Source organism: Dyadobacter sp. BHUBP1, from assembly GCF_050587785.1.
Classification (GTDB): Bacteria; Bacteroidota; Bacteroidia; order Cytophagales; family Spirosomataceae; genus Dyadobacter.
In genome coordinates, this window is sequence record NZ_JBOBIH010000001.1 from 1175102 (window position 1) to 1198363 (window position 23262).

General features: G+C 50.8%; 15 protein-coding genes. 10 read left to right on the plus strand and 5 right to left on the minus strand.

The genetic code is table 11. From position 1 onward, the window contains the following. Positions 1-95 precede the first annotated feature (95 nt). Positions 96-941, minus strand: a complete 846-nt coding sequence (locus ACQ4MZ_RS04920; protein WP_430843465.1) for a universal stress protein — start codon at positions 939-941, stop codon at positions 96-98. A 371-nt stretch (positions 942-1312) separates the two neighbouring features. On the opposite strand from ACQ4MZ_RS04920, the gene ACQ4MZ_RS04925 reads away from it, so the two are divergent. The 4 genes from ACQ4MZ_RS04925 to ACQ4MZ_RS04940 all read left to right on the plus strand — a co-directional run bounded on the left by ACQ4MZ_RS04925 (position 1313) and on the right by ACQ4MZ_RS04940 (position 8763). Next, a complete protein-coding gene (locus ACQ4MZ_RS04925) occupies positions 1313-3625 on the plus strand; it encodes a T9SS type A sorting domain-containing protein (RefSeq protein ID WP_430843466.1) in 2313 nt (770 codons plus the stop codon). Positions 3626-3734: 109 nt separating this feature from the next. Beyond that, on the plus strand, positions 3735-4508 hold the full coding sequence (locus ACQ4MZ_RS04930) for a hypothetical protein (RefSeq protein WP_430843467.1): 774 nt from the start codon (positions 3735-3737) through the stop codon (positions 4506-4508). A 150-nt stretch (positions 4509-4658) separates the two neighbouring features. Beyond that, positions 4659-7391 carry a TonB-dependent receptor domain-containing protein gene (locus ACQ4MZ_RS04935; protein ID WP_430843468.1) on the plus strand — a complete coding sequence of 911 codons (2733 nt, stop codon included), beginning with the start codon at positions 4659-4661 and terminating at the stop codon, positions 7389-7391. 40 nt (positions 7392-7431) lie between these two features. Beyond that, positions 7432-8763, plus strand: coding sequence for a T9SS C-terminal target domain-containing protein (locus tag ACQ4MZ_RS04940; RefSeq protein WP_430843469.1), 1332 nt, complete (start codon positions 7432-7434; stop codon positions 8761-8763). Positions 8764-8845: 82 nt separating this feature from the next. Here ACQ4MZ_RS04940 and ACQ4MZ_RS04945 read toward each other — a convergent pair whose 3' ends face one another. Next, positions 8846-9457 carry a hypothetical protein gene (locus tag ACQ4MZ_RS04945; protein WP_430843470.1) on the minus strand — a complete coding sequence of 204 codons (612 nt, stop codon included), beginning with the start codon at positions 9455-9457 and terminating at the stop codon, positions 8846-8848. A gap of 325 nt (positions 9458-9782) precedes the next feature. Here ACQ4MZ_RS04945 and ACQ4MZ_RS04950 point away from each other — a divergent pair, with 325 nt between their 5' ends. The 5 genes from ACQ4MZ_RS04950 to ACQ4MZ_RS04970 all read left to right on the plus strand — a co-directional run bounded on the left by ACQ4MZ_RS04950 (position 9783) and on the right by ACQ4MZ_RS04970 (position 17667). Then, entirely contained in the window at positions 9783-10793 is a 1011-nt protein-coding gene (locus ACQ4MZ_RS04950; protein ID WP_430843471.1) for a hypothetical protein, read from the plus strand. Between the two features lie 247 nt (positions 10794-11040). Further along, entirely contained in the window at positions 11041-11631 is a 591-nt protein-coding gene (locus tag ACQ4MZ_RS04955; RefSeq protein WP_430843472.1) for an HD domain-containing protein, read from the plus strand. A gap of 125 nt (positions 11632-11756) precedes the next feature. Continuing rightward, positions 11757-12761 carry a hypothetical protein gene (locus tag ACQ4MZ_RS04960; RefSeq protein ID WP_430843473.1) on the plus strand — a complete coding sequence of 335 codons (1005 nt, stop codon included), beginning with the start codon at positions 11757-11759 and terminating at the stop codon, positions 12759-12761. A 129-nt stretch (positions 12762-12890) separates the two neighbouring features. After that, complete coding sequence (locus ACQ4MZ_RS04965) at positions 12891-16187, plus strand: DUF1553 domain-containing protein (RefSeq protein ID WP_430843474.1); 3297 nt, start codon at positions 12891-12893, stop codon at positions 16185-16187. Between the two features lie 7 nt (positions 16188-16194). After that, the gene (locus ACQ4MZ_RS04970; protein WP_430843475.1) at positions 16195-17667 is read left to right on the plus strand and encodes a DUF1501 domain-containing protein; all 1473 of its coding nucleotides are present in this window, start codon (positions 16195-16197) and stop codon (positions 17665-17667) included. 49 nt (positions 17668-17716) lie between these two features. On the opposite strand, the gene ACQ4MZ_RS04975 is transcribed toward ACQ4MZ_RS04970, so the two are convergent. Further along, positions 17717-19477: an ABC transporter ATP-binding protein gene (locus ACQ4MZ_RS04975; protein WP_430843476.1), complete on the minus strand. Its 1761-nt coding sequence runs from the start codon at positions 19475-19477 to the stop codon at positions 17717-17719. Between the two features lie 37 nt (positions 19478-19514). Next, positions 19515-21272: an ABC transporter ATP-binding protein gene (locus tag ACQ4MZ_RS04980; RefSeq protein WP_430843477.1), complete on the minus strand. Its 1758-nt coding sequence runs from the start codon at positions 21270-21272 to the stop codon at positions 19515-19517. Between the two features lie 129 nt (positions 21273-21401). Here ACQ4MZ_RS04980 and ACQ4MZ_RS04985 point away from each other — a divergent pair, with 129 nt between their 5' ends. Then, positions 21402-22421 (plus strand): helix-turn-helix transcriptional regulator, encoded by a 1020-nt coding sequence (locus tag ACQ4MZ_RS04985; protein WP_430843478.1) that lies wholly within the window; start codon positions 21402-21404, stop codon positions 22419-22421. Here ACQ4MZ_RS04985 and ACQ4MZ_RS04990 read toward each other — a convergent pair. Further along, positions 22401-22919, minus strand: coding sequence for a hypothetical protein (locus ACQ4MZ_RS04990; RefSeq protein ID WP_430843479.1), 519 nt, complete (start codon positions 22917-22919; stop codon positions 22401-22403). The two genes, ACQ4MZ_RS04985 and ACQ4MZ_RS04990, sit on opposite strands and share 21 nt — an antisense overlap. Positions 22920-23262 lie beyond the last annotated feature (343 nt).

Below are 23262 nucleotides of genomic sequence, written 5' to 3' on the forward strand. Positions count from 1 at the left end.
GGTCAAATGCCCGATTGGAACAATAATAGCACTTTTACCACCTCCATGCAAAGCAAATGTAAAATGGGAAGTCGCTTGTTGCCGGGCTTTGGCATTTACACATGCTCTGAGAGCTTGCACGTCCAGACAGCTTCACGGGTATGGTTGATGACATTTTCGGCTACGCTTCCCAGCATCAGGTGCGTCAGGCCCGTATACCCGTGTGTGGCCATAGCGATCATAGAACCTGGCAAGCGGGCGGCAAATTTGAGAACCCCTTTTTCTTCGCTCGACGCGTGTGTAACATGTACGCTGTACTCGGTAAGAGAATAATACTCGGCGAGGTCGCTGAGCATGTGAGTAAGAGCTTGATCGGAGTCCCTGCAATCGGGCGTTTTCACATAGAGCAGGTGCAGATGGGCGCTTAGGAAAGATTGCAGGGCCCGGATCTGCCATACGAAGCGATGCTGCTGCAAATCGATGGTCGTCGGGAAAACGATGTTGCGGATCTGGCTGATCTTTTGGCCTTTGTGGATGGAAATGACGGGTACGGGGGCGGTTCTGACAACCTTTTCTGTGTTCGAACCTACCATTACTTCGGCAAGCCCGCTGCTGCCGCTTGTTCCCATCACTACCAGATCGGCCCCGGTCTCGTGAATAGTTTTGATGATAATCTGATGGAGCAATCCCTGCTCGACCCGAAAGCCGGGTTCCAGGTGGGTTTTCAACTCACTTCTTACCCGTGCAAAGTTCTCGGTCGCCTCCCGGCCCAGTTCTGACAGGATCGAAGCGGAGCCGACGGCATATCCATTCGGATCAAGGCTTTCCAGGTAAACCGGCGTCATATTTACCACGTGCAGGGCAATCACCTCACCCCCGGCCGCTTCGGCCAGCTCGATGGCGAACCGGAGTGCGGACATGGAAAGCGCGGAGAAGTCGAACGGAACAAGGATCTTTTTCATAAGTACAAACGGATCATTTGGAGCGGCTGCAAGTTATTGGCAAATAGCAGGGTTAAGGATGATCAATGGTGCATTATGAACTGACTTTGCTCATGTCTGCTGCGTTTATTGTCATCAAAAAGATTCTCCCTTGTAGAAGTAGGATAGATGTAACTTGCGAATAATAACGATTGTGAATTGAATAAAAGTTAGTAGTTTGCTTACTGGTTGTAGAATTTTATCTACTATCGATCAGGATTCTAATGGTATTCAGTGCGGGAGGCTGGTTGAGTATTGGTATTGGTTATACAAAATACACGGTAAGAGATAGGCGATACACCAGTTTTTTAGGCTTTTGGCCCCAATCCGTAAACTCACAAAACCTTGTTGCCATGCAAAAAATGTTGCAAACGATTAGGGTCAGCAGAAACAATCCTGTGCTGACCAAGAAGCTTTTATTGACGATTATCTTTCTAAATGTTATTAGTTTTTGGCCCAGGGCACATGCGCAGCAGCGCTATCTGGGGCTCAGCCTGGTAAATGAAGGCAACTGGAATAGTTTGAAACTGATCGAACAAGCACATGCGGTGGGTTGCAATGCGGTTTTTCTGAGTGTACAATGGGGGATGATCGAAGGGTATATTTCCCGGGTTTTGAAGCAACAATACGGAGCAGACTATAATGTATGGCAGATGTACGACGACCAGATCGCCAAGGCAAGGTCGCTGGGCATGAAGATCGGGCTCAACGTCGCCGTGAGTACGGGCGACAACGTTACCCACAGCTATTCAGATCGTTATGGTATTAATACCGGCGACGGCTGGCTAAAAGAGGAACGTATCCTGAATGTCGGATATGACGGGACAGAGGCTGTCTTTCAGAAATATGGAGGACAGATCAACGGAGTCAATGTGCAGTTCGTGATGACTTCGCTCGCGGCACAGTCCACGCGCGACCGGATCGTCGATTTTACCAACAAAGTATTGCAGCGGTATGGCTACCTTCAGGACACGGGTGAATTGCTGTATGTCGACTTGATCTATACCCGCAACGGAGAAGGGGAGTACGAGATCGGAACTGATAAATATCATTACGAACAACCCACGAACCTTCGGGATAACAACAGTCTCTCGGATTACTCACAGCCGATGGTAAGAGGTTACAGGGCCTGGCTTATGGCCAAATATGAAAAAATCCAGTCCCTCAATTTCGTGTGGGGGACCAACTATCACTCTTTTAACGAGGTGTCGCCCAAAAGACCGTCGGCCACCACATTCACCCAGCCCGACGGCACCGACTGGTATTTGTACCGGACACAGGTATTGAAGGAGGTGAATACGATTTTCAAGAATACCGTTAAAGCGCACGATAGCCGGATCAAAGCCATATCGCATCATGGTTCTGTGTTTGATAAATTGTCGCTGGGAAGGACTACCTTCTCATTTGACGAGATTGCCGCCGAAATGGACGGGATTAAGATCAACGATGACTTCCTCTATGATCACCGCTTCGCTATTGATCTTCTGCGCTCAAATCTTCCCGGAAAGCTGTACATCAATGAAGCCGGATTCAACGCGAGCCTTGGCATTGACAATTTCATCGCTTACGCCACCGAGAGCTATTCCCATGGCGCGCAGATGGTAAGTTGTATGTTTTTTGAAAACCTGTTGAGTGCAGGTGGCGGCCCCGCCGTTCAGGAGCTGGCCAATACGTGGGTCAGTCAGCCCGTTACAAATCCTGCTCCGGGCAATCAGGACAGTTTTACATTATCGAACATTATTCAACAGAATGGCTGCGTGACCAACCGTGATAGCTATTCGGGAGATTGTGATGCTTACAAAATCTGGATAGCCGCGCGAAACAATGCCAATGGAGCACCAGTCAATATATTGATTAACAATGATCTGAAGGTGAATTGCCAGCTCTCGATTACCGGATCGCCGAGCGTCAGCAACCCGCGGGTAGGGACTTTGATCAATCTGTCGTCGGCCTGCACAGGAGACTGTTCAGGGCTCACTTATCGCTGGGAGCTGAATGGCACCCAGATCGGCAACACCGCTAACCTGACTGACATCAAAGTATCGTCAGTTCCGGGGACGTACATCTATTCGGTGACAGCCGGCCAGGGCGGGTGTGCGAAAACGAGCGAGATGGCGGTAACCGTCACCGATGTATTGCCCGTAACACTGATCGCCTTCAAAGCAACCGCGCGGGAGAATCACGTATCGCTCAACTGGTCGACCGCCGAAGAAACCAATTCGAGCCACTTTGAAATACAGCGCAGTGCTTCGGGAGACAACTGGCACGTAGTCGGAAGCGTTGAAGCTGCGAATGCGAGTCGGGTAAAAATTGACTATGAGGCCGCGGATAATGCGCCGCTCATCGGCAACAACCTTTATCGGCTGAAAATGGTAGACCATGACAGTACATTTTCATACAGTAAAATCGCACGCGTAGTTTTCGACAGCCCGGATTTACTTTCATTCTACCCCAATCCGGCCGCCGACCGCCTGCAACTCACCGAAGCAGCCCTGAAAAATGCTGCGTCCTTAGAATTGCTGGATCAAAGCGGCAAAACGGTACTGAAAACCTTCAGGCCGGATCCGGTTATCAATGTCGGGCATTTGCCTGCCGGAATGTACGTTCTGCAGATCACCGGTCGAGACGACATTGTCACAAGCAGGAAGGTAGCGATCGGCCGTTAACGTTACTGTATGCCCCGGTAGTTTTACCGGTACTATCGGGGCAAAAAGCGATTCAATATTGAGTTTTCCTTATTAATGCTAGCTTTGTGGCTTGCATTCACGGTTTTAGATGGAACGAATTACGCCACTCTTGTCAGGCAGGTCGCTGAATGATAGCGTCTTGCACCAAACCCCGTTTGAGAAATCCTTGCGAAGAAGGTTGGTTAAGGTAGGATCAGTGCTGGAGCTGATTGAAAGGGAAAATGAATATACACCCGCTTCGGCGCTGTCTTCTGCCGGGGAGCTGCGCCGGCTTATCGATACTTTTGAGGAGCTGGATAGCGAGCTGGCCCGGGTGATCACACATTATATAGATGTATCCCTCACACGTAAACGCCTTTTCAAAGGTGAAGAAACGAGTATCAAGCATGTGGCGTATGTGATCAAGACAGCGGCAGCCAAAGGCAGGGGCGTGAAAGACGGCTACCTGAAAGAGGTGAAAGAGATTTATGCCGCGATTTCCGCACAAAACCCGTTAGCGCCTCCTTTTGATCTGGCAAGGCCTCATTTTGAAAAGGACCTGGATACTTTCAATTTGTCATACCAGGTGTTGCTCGACAATTTCAGACTTCTCGCCGCCAGGTTGGCGACTTCCAATGAGTTGACCGGGACATCGCCTTATTCCGTCACAACATTGCAGGCGCTCGTGGCGCAGGCTGAGATCCTCACCCGCGAGATTGCGGTGATCGTCCAGAAGATATTCGTCGTTTACGAAGAGCGGCTGCTGGTTTTTGAGCAAATAAAAGAAAGCTGTCATGCGATCTGCAAACGGTCGCGGTTCGTTTTGGGTTCGCATCATGCTGTTTATAAGGAGCTTATGGCTTTGAAGCACGCAATTATGTAGAACAGGACTTAACAATAACTTAATATTAACGACATATCGGAATAATCTTGCCGCCATAGTTTTGTGTCAAAATATTAGACACTGATTATGAGATATTTGGTTACAGCAATTTCCCTCCTTATTTTAACAACAGGCGCTTGTCTTGCGCAATTGGGGTCCATAAAGGGATCAATCAAAGACGGTAAGAACAACGAAGCAATCATTGGAGCGACCGTTCAACTGATCGGAACGGCAACCCCGTTCGGCTCCGTGACGGACGTAGAAGGTAACTTCGAAATTCAGAAAGTACCTGCTGGTGCTTACAAAGTGCAGATCAGTTATGTATCGTACGCGACGAAAGAAATCGATAATGTTCGCGTTGAAGCAGATAAATCGACGCTGATCACTACTGCGCTGGTTGAAGATAACAAAACCTTGCAGGAAGTGGTCGTAAAAGGACAGCGTCAGACCAACACAGAAGTTTCAGTTATCACGGAAATCAAACAGGTGCAGCAGATTGCGGTCGGTATTTCAGCACAGCAAATCCAGCGTACGCAAGACCGTGATGCCTCCGCGGTGATCCGCCGCGTGCCGGGTATCTCGATTTTCGACGACCGTTTCATTGTAGTACGCGGCTTGAACGAGCGTTATAACACGGTGTTACTCAATGACATTATCACTCCTTCTACTGAGGTAGACACTAAATCCTTTTCCTTTGATTTGATTCCTTCATCGGCCATCGACCGGATGCTGGTATTCAAATCGGCCTCCGCCGACCTCCCCGGCGATGTAAGTGGTGGCGCCATTAAAATATATACCAAAACAATCCCGGACGGCAACAGCCTTTCGGTGAATTTCTCGACCGGCTACCGCGCGGGGACCACTTTCAGCTCGGCTACCAGCCACAAGGGCGGTGCATTGGAATTCCTGGGCATCGAGAATGGTACACGTACATTGCCGGATAATTTCCCGAACAGGAGAGGGGTGATCCTGAATGCGCAGTCTCCAACCATTATTCAGAAATTTCAGAACCTGCCGGATTACTATGCCCCGAAGCAGATCAACGTATCACCGGACTGGAGAGCGGGTATCAATTTCAGCCGCCGGTTCTACGTCCGCGATATGGAGGTTACCAATACTTCTTATATCAACTATTCTTTCTCACGTATAAACAATACCGTTACTCAGAGCCGTTACAATTTCTCGGGGCAGAAAATCGAGGGTTTCAACGATCAGTTCTTGCAGGAAAATGCACGGTTGGGTATCATGTCGAACTGGGCATTTATTCTCAATCCTAAAAACAAGATCGAATTCCGTAACCTGTTCAACCAGATGGGTAACAAGGAAACGGTTGTCCGTGGCGGTGGAAACCTTGAAAACAACCTGGATTACAGCAACGGTGCATTCCGTTACGAGGCCAGAAGTATTTACTCGGGACAGCTGAGCGGTACACACGAACTGAGCGCGAAATCGAAGCTCCGCTGGATCGCCGGTGCTGGTTATACCTACCGCAACGAGCCCGATTTCAGAAGATTTACATCAACCCGCCAGACCGGTAGCAACCAGCCGTTCCAGATCAACCTGCAACAGTTTGAATCCCCTACCTTGCAGCAGGCAGCGCGTTTCTACTCGCGTCTGGGAGAGATCGTCGGTACTGGAACCGTTTCTTACGAGCAGCTGATCGGCGCGAAAAAGGATGAGGCGGAGCAACAGGCGAAATTGAACATTGGTACCTATGTGGAATACAAAGACCGTAAATATTCTGCCCGCTGGTTTGGTATCGTAAACCCGAACCGTGTAGGTGACGAGATCCTGACGCAGGCTCCGGAGCAGTTCTTCCAGAATTCGAACCTGGCTTCCGATAAAGTATACTACACCGAAGGAACCAACTTCGACGATAAATACGCGGCGCAAAACCTGCTCGCAGCCGGCTACGCATCGTTCTACTGGCCGATCACCGAGCATTTAAATGCAACCGTGGGTTTCCGCGGCGAATATAACCGTCAGCAATTGCAAGGTTACGAGCGTGGAGGTGGTATCGAGGTCAATGTAGACCGTCCGGTTTTCACTCCGCTGCCTTCTGTCAACCTTACCTACAAATTCAACGATCAGCACGCGGTAAGAGCGGCATACAGCACGACTGTCAACAGACCTGAGTTCCGCGAGCTTTCCCCAAGCACCTATTACGACTTCAACTTCGATGTGTCACGTAAAGGAAACCCGAACCTGGTGAATGCGACAATCCAGAACTACGACTTGCGTTATGAGTTCTACCCGAGCAAGAGTGAACTGATTACGTTGTCGTTGTTCAACAAGACATTCAAAGACCCTATCGAAGCGGCGATCTTCTACAACGGTAGCACAGTGGCTTTCACAGTAGCCAATGCCAAAACAGCTTATGCAAGAGGGGTTGAGTTGGAAGTTCGCAAAGCATTGTCGAACCCCGATAACGCGACTTTCCTAAGCAAAATGCTCGTGACATTGAATGCATCGCTCATCACCAGCAATGTGAAAACGAACGTAACCACTGGCAGCTCCGACCGTTACCTGCAAGGGCAATCCCCTTACCTGATCAACGCCGGTTTGTTCTACAACGACGACGAGCGCGGCTTCCAGGTGAATGCGCTGTACAACGTGATCGGCAAGCGGATTTTCATCATCGGCGACAATCAGATCAGCGCCAATATCTTCGAAATGTCACGTAACGTGATTGACCTGAACATTATCAAAACCATCGGCAAACGCCTCGAAATCCGTGCAAGTATCCAGGATCTGCTTAACCAGCCATTCCGCTTGTACCAGGATACCAACCACGATAACAAAATCGATACAAAAACCGATGGTTTGTATCAGAGATACCGGAGAGGCACTTACTCGATGATTGGCTTGCGCTACACACTTTGATCATAAAAATTAAAAACAAATCAATTAAACATCCTGTTAAATGAAAAAGTTAGCAACTTGGTTATTGGCAATGCTGGTATTATCCGCATCGTTCGTAGTTGTGTCGTGTAAAACTGATGATGATGGTGAAGATCCGGGACCAACGGATCCAGTGGGCGAAACAATTACCGTAAAAGGAACGATTTCGGCTTCGACAACCTGGAAAGCTGCAAACAAATATATTCTGGAAGGTTTTGTATATGTTGACAATGGTGCTGTGTTGACTATCGAGCCGGGAACGATCATCAAAGGCGATAAACTGACAAAAGGTACGCTGATCATCAAGCCAGGCGCGAAAATCATGGCGGAAGGTTCTGCTACCAAGCCTATCGTGTTTACTTCTTCCGCTGCAAAAGGCGCTCGTAACTACGGCGACTGGGGTGGTGTGATCCTTCTTGGAAAAGCACCGGTCAATAAGACTCCGGCAACAATCGAAGGAGAGAACGTATCGACTTTCGGTGGAACAGACGCAGCTGACAACTCAGGTACTTTGAAATACGTTCGTATCGAGTTCGCTGGTATCGCTTTTGAAACCGATAAAGAGATCAACGGTCTGACTTTGGGCGGTGTAGGTTCAGGTACAACTATCGACTATGTACAGGTTTCATACAGCGGTGACGATGCTTATGAGTGGTTCGGCGGAAATGTAAATGCGAAACACCTGATCTCATACCGTACACTGGACGACGATTTCGATACAGACTGGGGTTTCAGTGGAAATGTACAATATGCAATGGCCCTGAGAGACCCTGCTGTTGCTGACCAATGCTCATGCTCGGATTCCAATGGTTTCGAATCGGATAACGATGCTTCGGGATCAGGTGCTTCTCCTAAAACAAGCGCTAAATTCAGCAACGTAAGTATCTTCATCGGACCAGGAACCCCTAATGCGAAGTATCGTTCAGCGTTCCGTATTCGTAGAAATTCGGCGTTAAGCATCTACAACTCGGTAGTTTCAGCTGCTTACCCTAAGGGTGGTCTGGAACTGGAAGGTGACTCTACACAAAATAACTTCAAGGCAGGCCGTTCGGATTACCGCGGACTGGTGTTGACAGGGATGACGAAAGCGATCGTTTCGGGTGATACAACTTTGCTGAAAGACGCTGCCCGCAAAAACATTTTCGGCGCGGACCTCGCTACTTTAAAACTGGATGCGGCCTACAATACGCTTGGCGCAGGTGTGAAAGTACTTCCTCAGGCTGGCTCTCCTTTGCTGACAGGCGGTGTTACATTACCGGCCGGGTTTGAAGCGAACGCTTACATCGGAGCTTTCGGTACCACAGACTGGACAGCCAGCTGGACCAACTTCGATCCGCAAAATACAGACTATTAAGATCTTATATAATTGGTGTCAGAATTTCAAAAAAGCCGGGGGCGTTGCTCCCGGCCTTTTTTGTTGCTTGCCTGCGGGCGATTTAGTCCAACCCTTGAGTAATCGTCCAGGTGTTGTCGGGATTCAGCGTAGCATTCATGGAAAAAATACCATAGGGAAATTCGATCTTCACGGCATTGATTTGGGACGGATCCAGTACCTGGCCCTGTTGCACGTCCGCGAATGTTATCCAATAGTCGAAGCGGGGAGAAAACCGGAAATACATGTTGGGCTGAGCCTGCACCGCAAACGCTACCGCGCCCGACATGCCGATACCCACGCTGGCCTGGTTAATGGCCGTGGTATTGTCCGACATGATGTTCAGAGAGCCCTGCGGAAATGCATTCTTCTTGTTGACAAACTTGTAATTACCGTCTTCCTTGGTAAGCGTTATGTCGTTATTCTCCGTCAGGCTGGTAGGCGAATTTTCACCTGCATTAAAAACAACCCCGGGCTTTAAAGCGCCGGTCTTGCCCCAGAAGAAATAGAGCTCCATATTCCAGGATATGGCTAACTGCGAATGCGGGCCGGCTTTTTCCACGCGCCACGCCAGTGGAAAAACATCCGGGTTCGGGCTGTTATGGTTTTGCTGGAAAACACAAAAATTTCCTGATGAGTCCGAATTGTTGACAAAATTGATTGTGAAGGTAGGCATAAGTTACTGAGAGGTTTAAGGTTAATTCAAATGCATAAAGTGACCCAGGTGTCAATCTACTTCTACTTCCTATTAAGCGGGTAAATGGAGGGCTGCATTTGTAAGACGTTTTTTTTGAATAGGGTACAATTATCCATTAAGCGGTTAACTAATTTGTTGTCAATAGTTTGTGGTTTGGTACAAGTGCTACGTACTGCGTTTTTTCCGGAGGCCACCCGCGCTGAATAGGCATAAATTCAGCTCAAAGTTGTTTCTTTGCAGCCTCGCGCGCTCCCTTGCGAACCATCGTATTTATGGTTTCTGGCGGGTGATAAAAATCGCATGCATGAATCAAATTGACGTTTGTATTAATTACTACGGAAAGCCGTACCACACTGCCGTAACCCTGCTGACACTTTGGAAACATTCTTCCAGGCACATTCACAAGATTTACCTGGTCATTGAGAAAATACAGCCGTATTACCAGTACGATGCTATTCCATTGTTAAAATATTACCTCAAAGACTTGCCCATTGAATACGTCTATCCGCAATACTTTTACTATGCCGGTAATCCCGATGAATCGTGGCTTTCAGATCCTGAAAAGCGGTATGGTCTCAAATACCAGTATGCGCTCGAAAAGTCCGATAAGGAGTTTTTGTTTCTCTCACACAATGACTGTCTTTACGAAGACGATTTGTTGGGGAAAATGCTGACGAGAGTAAAAAATGAAACTAACCCGGGGGATGGCGAGAGAGCCGTTGCGGGAATAGGAATGGTTGGCCAATGCTGGAATTGCCCTGCATTTTCCGCCAAACTGTGCGACGGCAGTCGGTTCGAAACTTTTGTGCCGACCAAAGCGGAATTGAAGGAATTGGTGGATACGTACAATCCGCCGCGCGCGCATATACATTACAAACTGATCGACAGGGAAATCATCCACCCCCTACCCGAATGCCGGTTGAACGAGTACGCCTGCCTGGTCAACGTGCCCGTTTATCGGAAAAACGTAGTTCCCACTGGCGATATCCTGCCTTTTGGCGGAAGCTGGCATGGCACTGATTGGGGCGCAATCTGGTTCCATTCGCTGTTCAACCGGGGTTACAAGTTTATCAATTTCCCTTTCGAGCCGCACATGCAGCACGCCCCATTCTCGAACAACGGAAGCGGACACCGCGCGGATACTGAATTTGATTTGTATAAAAACTCCGAGGACGGAGCGAAAGCCTATTTATTATCCCGCAACCTGATTCCGAAGGACATTCCTTTTGCTTTAAAATTGGAGCGGCAAGCCATCAGAACCAAACATCAGATCAGAAACACATTGATCAAATTGAAAGTGAAATTGATGGGTTAATACGGCTATGGATGGGATTGATCACCAGTATCCTGTTCCCGCCCCGAATGCCGCCGAGCTGCCATATCGAAATTCGATGAAACCGGCTATGAGGCATGATCTACTGTTTGAGGAGATAACGATTCAGTTGTAAAGTTGTAAACTTGCTTTACAACTGATAGCACTTTGCATTTATGCATAATGCGCGGTTTCTGTTTTACCCGAATGCCTTGTAATTTCACCTTTTGAAACTATAAATACGGAGGTGATGGATTTAGGTAATGTGTTGAAACAGATTGAGTTTATCAAGGAAATTGACAAACTCAAATACATTCAGAGGAAAACCAGGCTTTTAAACAGCGACCGGAACGAAAACGACGCAGAACACAGCTGGCACCTGGCGGTAATGGCCGTTGTGCTGGCCGGGCATTCCAATGTGCAGGTGGATGTTCTTAAAGTTGTGAAAATGGTCCTGATCCACGACATCGTGGAGATCGACGCGGGTGATACATTCATTTACGACACGCAAAAAAGCCATATCAATACGGATAACGAGCGGCTCGCGGCGAACCGGATTTTCGGGATGCTCCCCGCGGAACAGGCTAGCGACTTAATCGCCATCTGGGAAGAGTTCGAGGCGGGCGAGACGAGCGAAGCCAAATTTGCCCGGGCCATGGACCGTCTGGAACCGCTCCTGCAAAACAGCTCTAACAACGGCGGCACCTGGCGCGAGTTCGGCGTGAAATACGAAAAAGTGTACGAGAAAAAGAAGGTGATCAAAGAAGGGTCGGAGGCGCTGTGGGCGTATGCGGAAGGCGTGATCAATGAAAGTGTAGAAAAAGGTATATTGGAGAAATAGCTGATAGCCTGCAACGCGTCCGCGGGTTCTAACGGCGTGTTGGTCTACGTTTTCTACGGTTCGTCTACATTATTTTTCCGGGTGCAGGTATTTGATTTCCTTTGGGTAACATCAAATGCTTTGTTATGAAAACGCTCAGAAACTTGCTCATAATCACCGTTCTGGTGTTGGCTTTGGTCTGCTTTACCCGCCACCGCGAGTCCATGCTCTGCAAACCCACGTACGCCTGGAAAGAAATCCTCCCGGCTGGAAATGGTTCGCATCAGTACGAATGGCAATCCGGCACATTCCCCATGGGGCTCGTACCGCACGTCGCATTTAACGGCAACCTCTGGATGGTAGGCCAGAAAGCGTCTTGGTCGTCGACAGACGGCATTACCTGGACGCGCCACGGGAAAAACGACTGGGGCGAACGCATCTGGCTGTCGGGTATTTACTTCGCCGGCAAGCTCTGGCAAACCGGCGGAATGCGCTACCAGGAAAGAGAGCTCACGGATGAAATCTGGAATTCGGAAAATGGCTCTGATTGGCAGAAAGTGGCCAATGGCAAATGGGGGCCGCGCAAAGGCCATGCATTGGTTGTTTTCAAAGACAAATTGTGGCTTTTCGGCGGTACTTCCAGAATATCGCGGGATTTCGAATCACTCGAAATGAAAAATGACATATGGTCGTCGCCCGATGGCCTGAAGTGGACGCAGGAAGTGGCGCAGGCACCATGGTCACCGCGCGATTTCCCGCAGGTAGTGGTCATGCGAGACACATTGTACATGGTAGGCGCGCAGGGAATGGCCGATGTGTGGCGTTCGGCAGACGGTAAAAGCTGGACGCAGCTCACAAACGAAGCCGGCTGGAAAAAGCGATACGACATGGGCGTGCGCGTATTCGACAGCAGGCTATGGGTATACGGAGGCCGTGATCTCAATCCCGATCACTACAAAGGCGCATTAAACGACGTATGGTTTTCTTCGAACGGTACCGACTGGTTCCGCCACGCCGATCATGCCCCATGGAGCCCCCGGAGCGGTGGTAGCAGTGTCGTATTCCATGATCAGCTGTGGATTTTCAGCGGCAAGCACACAGGTGCCGATCCGGCCTGGAAAGGGGACGTTTGGGCGCTTCAAAAGAGATAGCGAAGCGACGGTTGTCGTACCGTGGTGATATCGGAAAAATTAAATTAAAAACTTTAATCACAATATATGACTAAGAATTAGGGTGTTCCGGCTTTTAACTTCTGAAAGGTGCGTAAAGACAGGAAAACCATGAAGTTACGAGCGAAGAACTTTGCCTTTTTGAAGTGGGGAAAATGGGTGGCCGCGACCTGTGCGGGCATGCTGGTCCTGGCGCGCTGTGGCGTTGAAAAGCCGGAAGAGGTGAAACTCGCATTGAAGGAAATACCCTCGGAGCTGGATTTTAATTATGATGTAAAACCGATTCTCTCGGATAAATGCTTCGCCTGCCACGGGCCGGACGCTAAAAAGCAAAAAGGTGGGTTGCGGCTGGATACCGAGGAAGGGGCTTACAAAGCGCTAAAAAACGCCAAAAACGGACAGGGTAGTAAGCACCACGCGATCGTTCCCGGTGACCTGGCAGCCAGCGAGGTTTACAACCGGCTTGTTTCGCAGGACCCGGATTTAAAGATGCCGCCGCCCGCCTCCAATCTCACATTATCCGCAAAAGAAATAGCGATACTCACACGCTGGATCGAGGAGGGGGCTAAATACAAGCCGCATTGGTCATTCATCAAACCCGAAAAGCCGGCGGTACCGGCAACAAAGCAGGCCGGATGGGCTCGCACACCGATCGACCATTTCATTCTGGCAAGGCTGGATAAGGAAAAGCTGTCGCCTTCTTCCGAGGCCAGTCGCGAAGACCTGATCCGCCGGGCAAGCTTCGATCTGACAGGCTTGCCGCCGACACTCGCTGAAATTGACGCATTTGTAGCCGATCAGTCACCCGATGCGTATGCGAAACTGATCGACCGCCTGCTGCAATCGCCTGCTTACGGCGAGCGGATGGCCAGCGAATGGATGGACGTGTCGCGGTATGCCGATAGTGATGGGTACCTCGATGACAAACACCGCGATTTTTCACCCTGGCGCGACTGGGTGATCAGCGCATTCAACCGTAATATCCCTTACAACCGGTTCGTGACGATGCAGCTGGCGGGCGACCTGTTGCCTGATAAAACCAAAGAGACCATCCTGGCCACGGCATTCAACCGCTTGCATAAGAAAAGCTCGGAAGCTGGGATCGTTTTTGAAGAATACCGGGTGGAGTACAATGCCGATCGCGTGCAGACGCTGGGGCAGGGGATACTGGGCCTTTCGGTGCAATGCGCCCGCTGCCACGACCACAAGTACGACCCCATCAGCCAGGAGGCCTATTATAAAATGTTCGGTCTTTTCAACAGCACCAACGAAACCGGAAGCCCCGTTTACGGCCCCGATCAGACGCCGGGCCCTGCCCTGTTGCTGACGAGCAAAGAAAATGAAGAAATGCTCCGTTTTTTCGACCGGAAAATCACGGGACTCAGCAACCGGCTCGCCCGGATTAAAGACAATTCGGAGGAAGAGCTGCGGAAATGGCAGGAAGCGGGCGGGTTATCCGAAAAACTGTTGGGTCAGAAGATCCGCGAGGGAATGGTCGCCTATTATCCTTTCGAAAAGGCCGTGAAAACTGCCGATGGCAAAGTGGTCATGCCGAATGCGCTCAATGCGAAACAGCTGGCGCAATGCAACGAAATCATTCTGAAACCCGGCGTGAAGGGTAATGCCTATTTTGTATCGGACTATAATTCCATCAAACTCGGGAACAATATCGGCTGGCATGAACGGACCGAGCCTTTTTCGGTTGAACTATGGATCAATCCGAATACGGTTTATCCGGATGCAGGTATTTTTTACCATTGCGAAGACTTGCGACTGGGTTACAAAGGCTACTCGTTGAGGCTCGCCGACAACAAGTTACAGTTTATCATTGCGCACTCCTACCCGCAAAATGCTATCCAGGTAAGCACCCTCGCCCCCGTACCTGTGAAGCAATGGACCAGGGTTACCGTCACTTACGACGGTTCCAGCAAGGCGTCCGGGACGAAGATTTATGTAAATGGGGAGGCCGCAAAGACCGGGGTCGATTTTGATAATCTGTACAAAGGTATTTTGTATGAAAAGGATATTCATACTTATGGTTTTCAGGGGTTTATGGTCGGGCAGCGTAACCTGCTCATTCCTTTCAAAGACGGCGGGATCGATGAGCTGAAAATCTACGACAAATCGCTGACCGCTCTTGAAGTTTTATATAACCATAACCCCAAAAAAGCTGCTGAAATGCTGAAAATGCAGGTTTCGGCGGATCAGAAGTCGATGGTGAAGGAGTTTTACAATGCGCATTTCAATGCGGAAGCGCAAATGCTGAGAGACAGCCTGAAAACCCGGATGGACGAGCAAAACAAGCTGATCAACAGCGTTCCGGAACTGATGGTAATGGGCGACCTCCCCAAGCCGCGACCGACTTACCTGCTCATGCGCGGCGCGTACAATGCGCCCGGCAAGCGGGTGACTCCCGGTGCGCTGGATGCGGTAATGCCGTTCGAAGGGAAATTTCCCTCGAACAGACTGGGTCTCGCGCGCTGGCTTTTCGACAAAAATAACCCGCTCACCGCGCGGGTGTTCGCGAACCGCATCTGGCAAATGCATTTCGGAAACGGTATTGTACGTTCCTCGGCCGATTTTGGCAACCAGGGTAACCTTCCGTCGCATCCCGAACTCCTCGATTGGCTGGCCGTCGATTTCATGGAATCCGGTTGGAATATCAAAAGGCTGCACAAACTCATTATGCTTTCGGCAACCTATCGGCAGACCTCCAAAGCCACACCGCAACTGCTTGAAAAAGACCCGGATAATGCATTGCTCGCAAGAGGCGCGCGGTTTCGTTTTACGGCTGAAATGATACGGGATAACTCGCTTGCTATCAGTGGATTGCTGGTGAACAAGATTGGCGGGAAAAGCGTTTATCCCTATCAACCCGCCGGGCTCTGGGATGAGCTGAGCGATAAGGTATGGCGCTACAAATACCAGCAGGAGCCCGGTGAAGGATTGTACCGTCGTAGCCTTTACACGATCTGGAAACGGACCTCCCCGCCACCATCCATGCTGATCTTCGATGCGCCCGAACGCGGGGAATGCGTGGTGAAACGCCGCGCTACTGCTACCCCTTTACAGGCATTGGTATTACTCAATGACCCGCAGTATGTGGAGGCTGCCAGGGCATTGGCCGAGAAAGTTCTGCATACGTGTAAAACAGGCGGACAAGATGCAACGGCTTTGGCATTCAGACTGATAACGGGTAGGAAGCCTGACGAAACGGAGCAACGGATACTCGGGGCATTTTACGCCGACGAGTTGAAACGTTTCCGCGCGAAGCCCGCGCAGGCACTCGAATACCTGCATACAGGCGAGCGCAAGTGGGATACGACTTTGCAACCAGAGGAAATAGCCGCCCTCGCGACCGTTTCCAGTTCGATTATGAATACCGACGAGGGGCATACCCGCAAATAATATAGCTATGGAAGATCTGAAAAAGGTATTGACACAACTCAACCGCCGGGACTTTCTCACGAAGGCGGGACTTGGCTTCGGTTCCATCGCGCTTTCGAGCATTTTGCAGGCAGGTACTTCCCCCGGCGCCCGCAGAGAGGAGGGAGGAGGCGCTGAGTCGGCTGTGGCGCCGTTTGTCCGCGGGCCGCATTTTTCTCCCAAAGCGAAGCGCATTATTTATCTGTTTCAAAGCGGCGGGCCGTCGCAACTCGAAACATTTGACTACAAGCCTGCATTGGCCAAATGGCACGGGCAGGAAATCCCGGATTCGATCAAGTCAACACAGCGAAATTCGGGGATGGTAGCAGGGCAATCGACTTTCCCGTTGGTCAAATCGATTTATGATTTTAAACAATACGGGCAGTCGGGCGCGTGGGTGAGCGAGCTTCTGCCTTACACCGCGGGTATTGTCGATGATTTATGCATTGTCAAATCGGTATTTACGGAGGCCATCAATCACGAACCGGCAGTGATGTTCGTCCAAACCGGTTCGCAGCAAAGCGGTCGACCGTCGATGGGTTCGTGGCTGAGCTATGGGCTCGGATCCGATAATCAGAACCTCCCGCATTTTATGGTATTGATTTCCAAGGGCGTCACCGGTGACCAGCCTTTAAGTACGGCCGCCTGGGCGAATGGTTTCCTGGCGTCGCACCACCAGGGAGTGCAGCTGAGGGCCGGTAAGGACCCGGTGCTGTATCTGCAAAATCCGTATGGCGTACATAAGGAGGACCGGCGGCGTGCTTTGGACCGCATTAAAGAACTGAACGAGCACCAGTTTACGCTCTGGGGCGACCCGGAAATACAATCGAAGATCAGCCAGTACGAAATGGCTTACAAAATGCAGACGTCCGTGCCGGACGCGGTCAATACCTCCGACGAGCCCGATTATATCTACAAAATGTACGGTGAGGATGCCCGGAGGCCGGGAACGTTCGCCGCCAATTGCCTCCTCGCGCGTCGTATGGCCGAGCGCGATGTGAAATTTATCCAGCTCTATCACATGGGCTGGGACCAGCACGGCGATTTGCCTCGAAACATCGCGAAACAGGCCAGGGACGTCGACCAGGCGTCGGCTGCATTGGTGAAAGACCTTAAACAGCGCGGATTGCTGGAAGACACGCTCGTGGTTTGGGGCGGGGAATTCGGCCGTACGAGCTTTTCGCAGGGCAAGCTCACCGCCGATAACTACGGACGCGACCATCATCCCGGCTGCTTCTCGATGTGGATGACCGGTGGCGGCATTAAAACCGGGCAGGTCTACGGCGAAACCGATGAATTCAGCTATAATGTCGTCAAAGATGGCGTGCATGTGCATGATTTCCAGGCGACATTGCTGCACCTCTTCGGGCTCGATCACGAGAAACTGGTATTCAAACATCAGGGACGGCGGTACCGGCTTACCGATGTTCATGGCAAGGTGGTCGACGGGCTGATCGCGTAACGTGACACTAACTTTCCGGACAACAGGATCGACGAAAGAACCTGGAAATTTACAATGCCGAATCGGCCTGGAAATAGGGGGCCTTGCTTTCGATCCGCCACCCGCCGCTTTGCTGCTGGATTCGATGCAGCCGATGATACAGGCCTTGCTTTTGCCTGAGCGCCTCGTGACTGCCCTGTTCTTCAATGCGGCCTTCGCTGAGCACGATGATCTGGGTTGCATTGCGGATTGTCGCCAGTTTGTGCGCGACGACGATTATCGTTTTGTTCTTCACCAATTCCTGGATTGCCTGCTGAATGTAAATTTCGTTCTCCGGGTCCAGCGAGGCGGTAGCTTCATCCAGTAAAACGATCGGAGCGTCTTTGAGCAGCGCACGGGCAATACTGATCCGCTGCTTTTGTCCACCGGATAGCTGGTTGCCGCCTTCGCCGACGCGGGCATTCAATCCGTCGGGCATTTCCCAGGCAAAATCCATTACCCGGGCCTTCTCTGCCGCGTCGAGCACTTCCTCCTCCGTGGCGTCCAAGCGACCGAAGCGGATATTGTTATAAATTGTGTCATCAAATAAATACACCTCCTGGAATACCTCGCTCACGAGCGCACATACGTCGTCGGGGCGCATATCCTGCACATTCACACCGCCAATGCGGATGCTGCCCGATTGCACGTCCCAGAAGCGCGCGATTAGCGAGGTAATGGTTGTCTTTCCGGAACCCGACGGCCCTACCAGCGCGGTCATGCTCTTTTCCGCCACCGTGAACGAGAGATTTTGGAGCACATTCCGGCCGTCACGGTACGCGAAACTGACATTTTCGAATTCAATATCGAAGTTCACTGGCCGTAGTTCCCGTCCGGATGCCTGCACGGGCGTGCGCAAGAGCGTGACGATCCGGTCGAGGCTGATATTCATGTAGCGCAGGATTACATAGTCAACAAGCAGTATTTTGGTGGGTTCGAACAGCCGGTAACCGACGATCAGAAATGTAATGAGTACCGGAACGGGCAGGTTGCCAGCAACCAGGTAGGTGAGCGCGAGGCTGACCATCAGCAGGAAACTCAGTTCGAGCACGAGCCCGGCTGTGAGGACGAATGGACCCGGGATAGCTTCTGTTTTAATGCTTGCTTTGCGGAAATCGTCCAGCGCTCTTTGCAGCGTGGAGAACCGCTGGCCCGTCATGCCAAATGACTTAATATGCCGGATCCCCTGCACGTATTCCAGAAAGCGGGCTCCGGTTTCGTTGCGGGCTTGCACGTGATGATGGCCCTGCTTCACAACGAGGTAGTCCGAAATACGGATCAGCACCCAGGCCAATGGCAGCGCCGCGAGCAGCACCAGCGCGAGGCGCCAGTCGGTGGCAAGCAAAAAGGCCGATACGATCACCGTTGCGAATACAGCTCCGGCCATATTGCCGACGGTGTGACCAAAAATCAGCTCAAAATTGGCGACATCCTGCAAAACGACCGAAGCCAGTTCTCCCGGATCGCGCTGCTTGAAGGTACCCATTGAAATCCGTTGCAAGTGACTGCCCAAGGCCATTCGCAAGTTGGTGGAGAGTGTATAGGTCATATCGTTGCTGCGGACAATGTTTTTGACCGAAACAAAAAATTGCCCGGCAATGAATACCACCATGATACCCACATAAGTCCAGAGCTTCTGCGGATCAGGCGCGGGGGAGAACAATTCCTGTATAATGAGCAGTAGGAAGCCCGTCGGTACGGCTATCAAGAGGCTGTGCAGGAGTTCGAGCAAAATGCTTTTCCGCACAATAGCCGGTGCGGTCCTGAATGTATAAATGAGGTTCTGGATCATTTCTCTGATATTGGTTTTCCTATTTTGGAATGGTCGTTCATGAATTCAGTGCAAACTCGCCTGCCCGGGTGTGTGCGTGCCACATCCCCGTGTACATAGGGCATTCGGCGAGGAGTTCTTCGTGGGTCCCTTTGGCCACTATCGTTCCTTGCCGCATGACCACGATCTGATCGCAGGCGGTAATGGTACTGAGCCGGTGAGCGATTACGATTACCGTTTTGTTGGAAATCAATTTATTGAGGGCGGTTTGAATGAGGGACTCGTTCTCGGGGTCGCTGAACGCCGTGGCTTCGTCGAGTACGAGAATCGGTGCGTCTTTGAGGATGGCCCTCGCGAGCTGGATGCGCTGCTGCTCGCCGCCGCTGAGGTGTGCACCCGAATGCCCCCATGGCGTGTAATAACCGAATGGCATTTTTTCGATAAAAGTGTGGCACTGGGCGGCTTTGGCGGCCTGGATCACCTCTTCTTTCGTTTTGTCCATCCCCATACGGATGTTTTCAAAAATGCTTTGCTCGAACATAAAGCTGTCCTGGAATACAAATGCAATGTTTCGCATGAGCTCTTCCGGTCTGACATTGCGGATATTCTGCCGGCCGATCAGGATCGCACCGCTATCGACATCCCAGAAACGCGCGACCAATTGTGCGGCCGTAGATTTGCCCGAGCCCGAAGGTCCAACCAGTGCGGTAATAGTGCCTTGCGGAACGTCGAAACTGACGTTATCCAATGCATACTGGTGTTTTTGATAACCGAATGAGACGTTTTTGAACCGTACGCTGAAATCGTTATCCAGATATGCATCCCCCTCTGCTTCCTGTTCCTGGGCAAAGAGTATTTCATCGAGCCGTTTCACGCCGTGGTTGATCACCGAAATTTGAGGGCCCAGTGTGCTGAGCGCAAAAAGCGGGCGGATATAACCGACGCCGAGAATGAGGAACAGGAAAAGCGTCGACAACGTAATGCCCTGGGAGAAATACAGGTATAGCCCCACGGCAAGCACCGGCAGCGTGGCGTTGCTGATAAAGCTGATAAATATCCCGAATGCAGGCGATGCCGTACTATTGTAGGCAATCACCATTTGCTTGAAGCGGAGCACGACCTGGCTGTATTTATCGAAGCGCTCTGCATTGTGCCCGAATATCTTGATCACGGGCATCGCCCTGACGAACTCCACAATCCCGGCATTCATCGATTCCAGCGAACTATGATACTCCGTGAGCAGGGCTTTGAATTTCTTGCCGAACATAAAAGGCATCATTACGGCCAGCATAATGATGGGAATGCAGCTTGTGAGTGCCAGTTGCCAGTTCACCGTAAACAAATAGCCGAGCGTAACCACCGGCAACGCCACGCCTTTGACGAGATCGGGAATGCTGTGGGCGATGAAGTTTTCGATACGCTCCACATCGTCGGCGAGGATTTTTTTCAATGCGCCTGAATTCGACTGATTGATGAAACCCAGCGGCAGCCTCCCGAGTTTATCCGCCATTTGCCGGCGCAGCTCGTACAGGATGTTGAACGCCGCCACGTGCGAAACCATGCCCGACGCGTACAGCAGCACGTAGGCGGCGATTGCCGCAAATACCGACCGGTAAATGTAAAGTTTCACCAACCCTATTTCCATCGGTGTCGACAGCAACGCATCGATAATGGAATAGACCAATGCGTAGGGAACGATGGAAAGCAGCGCGTGCGCCACCGCCAGCACACCGGCGATGATCAGCAGGTTGCGTTTGGCGCCTGCAATTTCCAAAAGCCGGGCAATCCCGCTTTTTGGTTGATTTTCATGGCTCATAGAACTGAATTAAAATGGAAGCTTGTTGATAAAGTGGCTTAAACCGTTGTAGTTTTGGTCAAAGGTGCGGCCATTCAGCGGAAGCATTTTTACATAATCCGGATAGCTTTTAACACGAAAGGGATTATTATGGGAATGAGTATTTGTCACAACGAAGGACCATGGGTGGAACTGCGGGCGTTGGATGGCGCGGAACATCTGGAGCAGCCGAGCGTCGGCCCCGGCCCGGCACTGGTCACAGAGCACAGGCAAAAACACAGCTTTTTCTTCGGCGACGCGGAGATTGTTGAGATCACTCTGCCGGATATCTACATTATATACGGGGATATTGCCTTACAAAAGCACCGTCTTCGGTTCCGGACAACAGATGCACCTGATTTCGTGGAGTTGCATTTCAGCATTTCAGGCGGCGGACGACTCGAGAACTTCATCAGCGGACGCTCCTACCGGTTCAGTTCTCAGGAACACAATATCATCTACGAGCCGGCATTCGACGGCACGGGGCAGTTCAACGAGAGTGGCGGATATAAATTCCTGGAACTCCATTTCCGGAAAGAGTACTTTATCAGCGCCCTTTCCGGAAACGGCGAGATGATCGACCGGTTCTGCGAGCACGTGGCCGCCGGGCGTTTCGCGACTTTGTCCGAGCACAACATGGCCATAACGTCCGAAATCCGGCAATGTGTGTCGGATATTATCAACTGTAATTTCAAAGGAGGCTTGAAATCGCTTTTCCTCAATGCGAAGTGTCTGGAACTCCTCACACTGCAGGCCAGGGCGAGCCAGGCGTTTGGAAGAGAGCGGGGGCAATCGGTACTAAAGTCCCAATACGACGTTGATTCCATTCACCACGCCAAGGACCTGTTGCTAGCCAACACCGATCAGCCCCTGTCGTTACAGGAGCTGGCCAGGCAGGTGGGAATCAACGAATTCAAACTGAAAAATGGCTTCAAAGAGCTCTACCAAACCACGGTTTTCGGTTATCTGAGTGACGTGAAGCTGCACAAAGCAAAGCAGCAACTGCTCGAAGGTGTACCGATCAAAAACGTGGCGGAAGCGCTGGGGTATTCTTCGGTACAGCATTTCAGCAATGCTTTCAGGAAGAAATTCGGAGTGCCGCCTGGGAAATCAGTTACCCTTTTCAGGTAAGTAGTAGAAGCCAAGATAGGCGATCTTCCATTTTCCTTTCTCCTTTTCCAAAATCCGGATATCCACCGAGCGACCGAGCAGCTTGCCGGTATTTTTGTCGGAAGAGATCTGGTCGGAGGTGTACCAGGCCACATCGCCGTAAATACGGAAATTTTCGTTGCTCCGCGCGACGACGGCCGTTTGCCAAACGGTTTTGTTCTCGTCGAACTGCTTTTTCTTCAAACTGTCGAGCTGGGCGAAGCTGTTATAGATCCGTACTTTTTCCGGGAAACCGTCCCAATAACCATGTTCGCGGAAATAGGGTTTGGTAACATACGTACTTTTCCAGGCGGCGTAATCCTGCTTGTAATAGGCAGTCGTTTCCTGGACAATGACATCCCGGATCGCTGCCTTTTCGCGCTCCAGGGCTGTGTCCGACATCTGCCGATGACAGGCGGGCAGCGCCAATAATCCTAACATGGCAAGGCCCGTTCCAATTTTCCCGATGCTGTGTTTCATAGCGATGATTTTTAAGTGTTCAGTGTTTAAACTAACTGAGCACGAAACTATCGCGGCGCCGGAAACCGGGATGAATTTAATTGGATGAAATGTAGCAGGTTACGCTTGATAAGTGGTAAATGCGAAAGGAACCGTTGGCTTGATTAGCCAGGCCTGGTCATTGATTGTCATTTGTGGTCAGGTGTAGTCAAGGGTGGCAAGTGCAGTCATGTATGGTCATTGATAGTCATTTTTGGTCAGGTGTAGCCAGGTTTTGTCAGGTGTGGTCATTTGTGGTCAGGAATGGTCATGAGTGGTCAGGTATAGTCAGATGTAGTCAAGAATAGTTAAATGCGTCATCGGA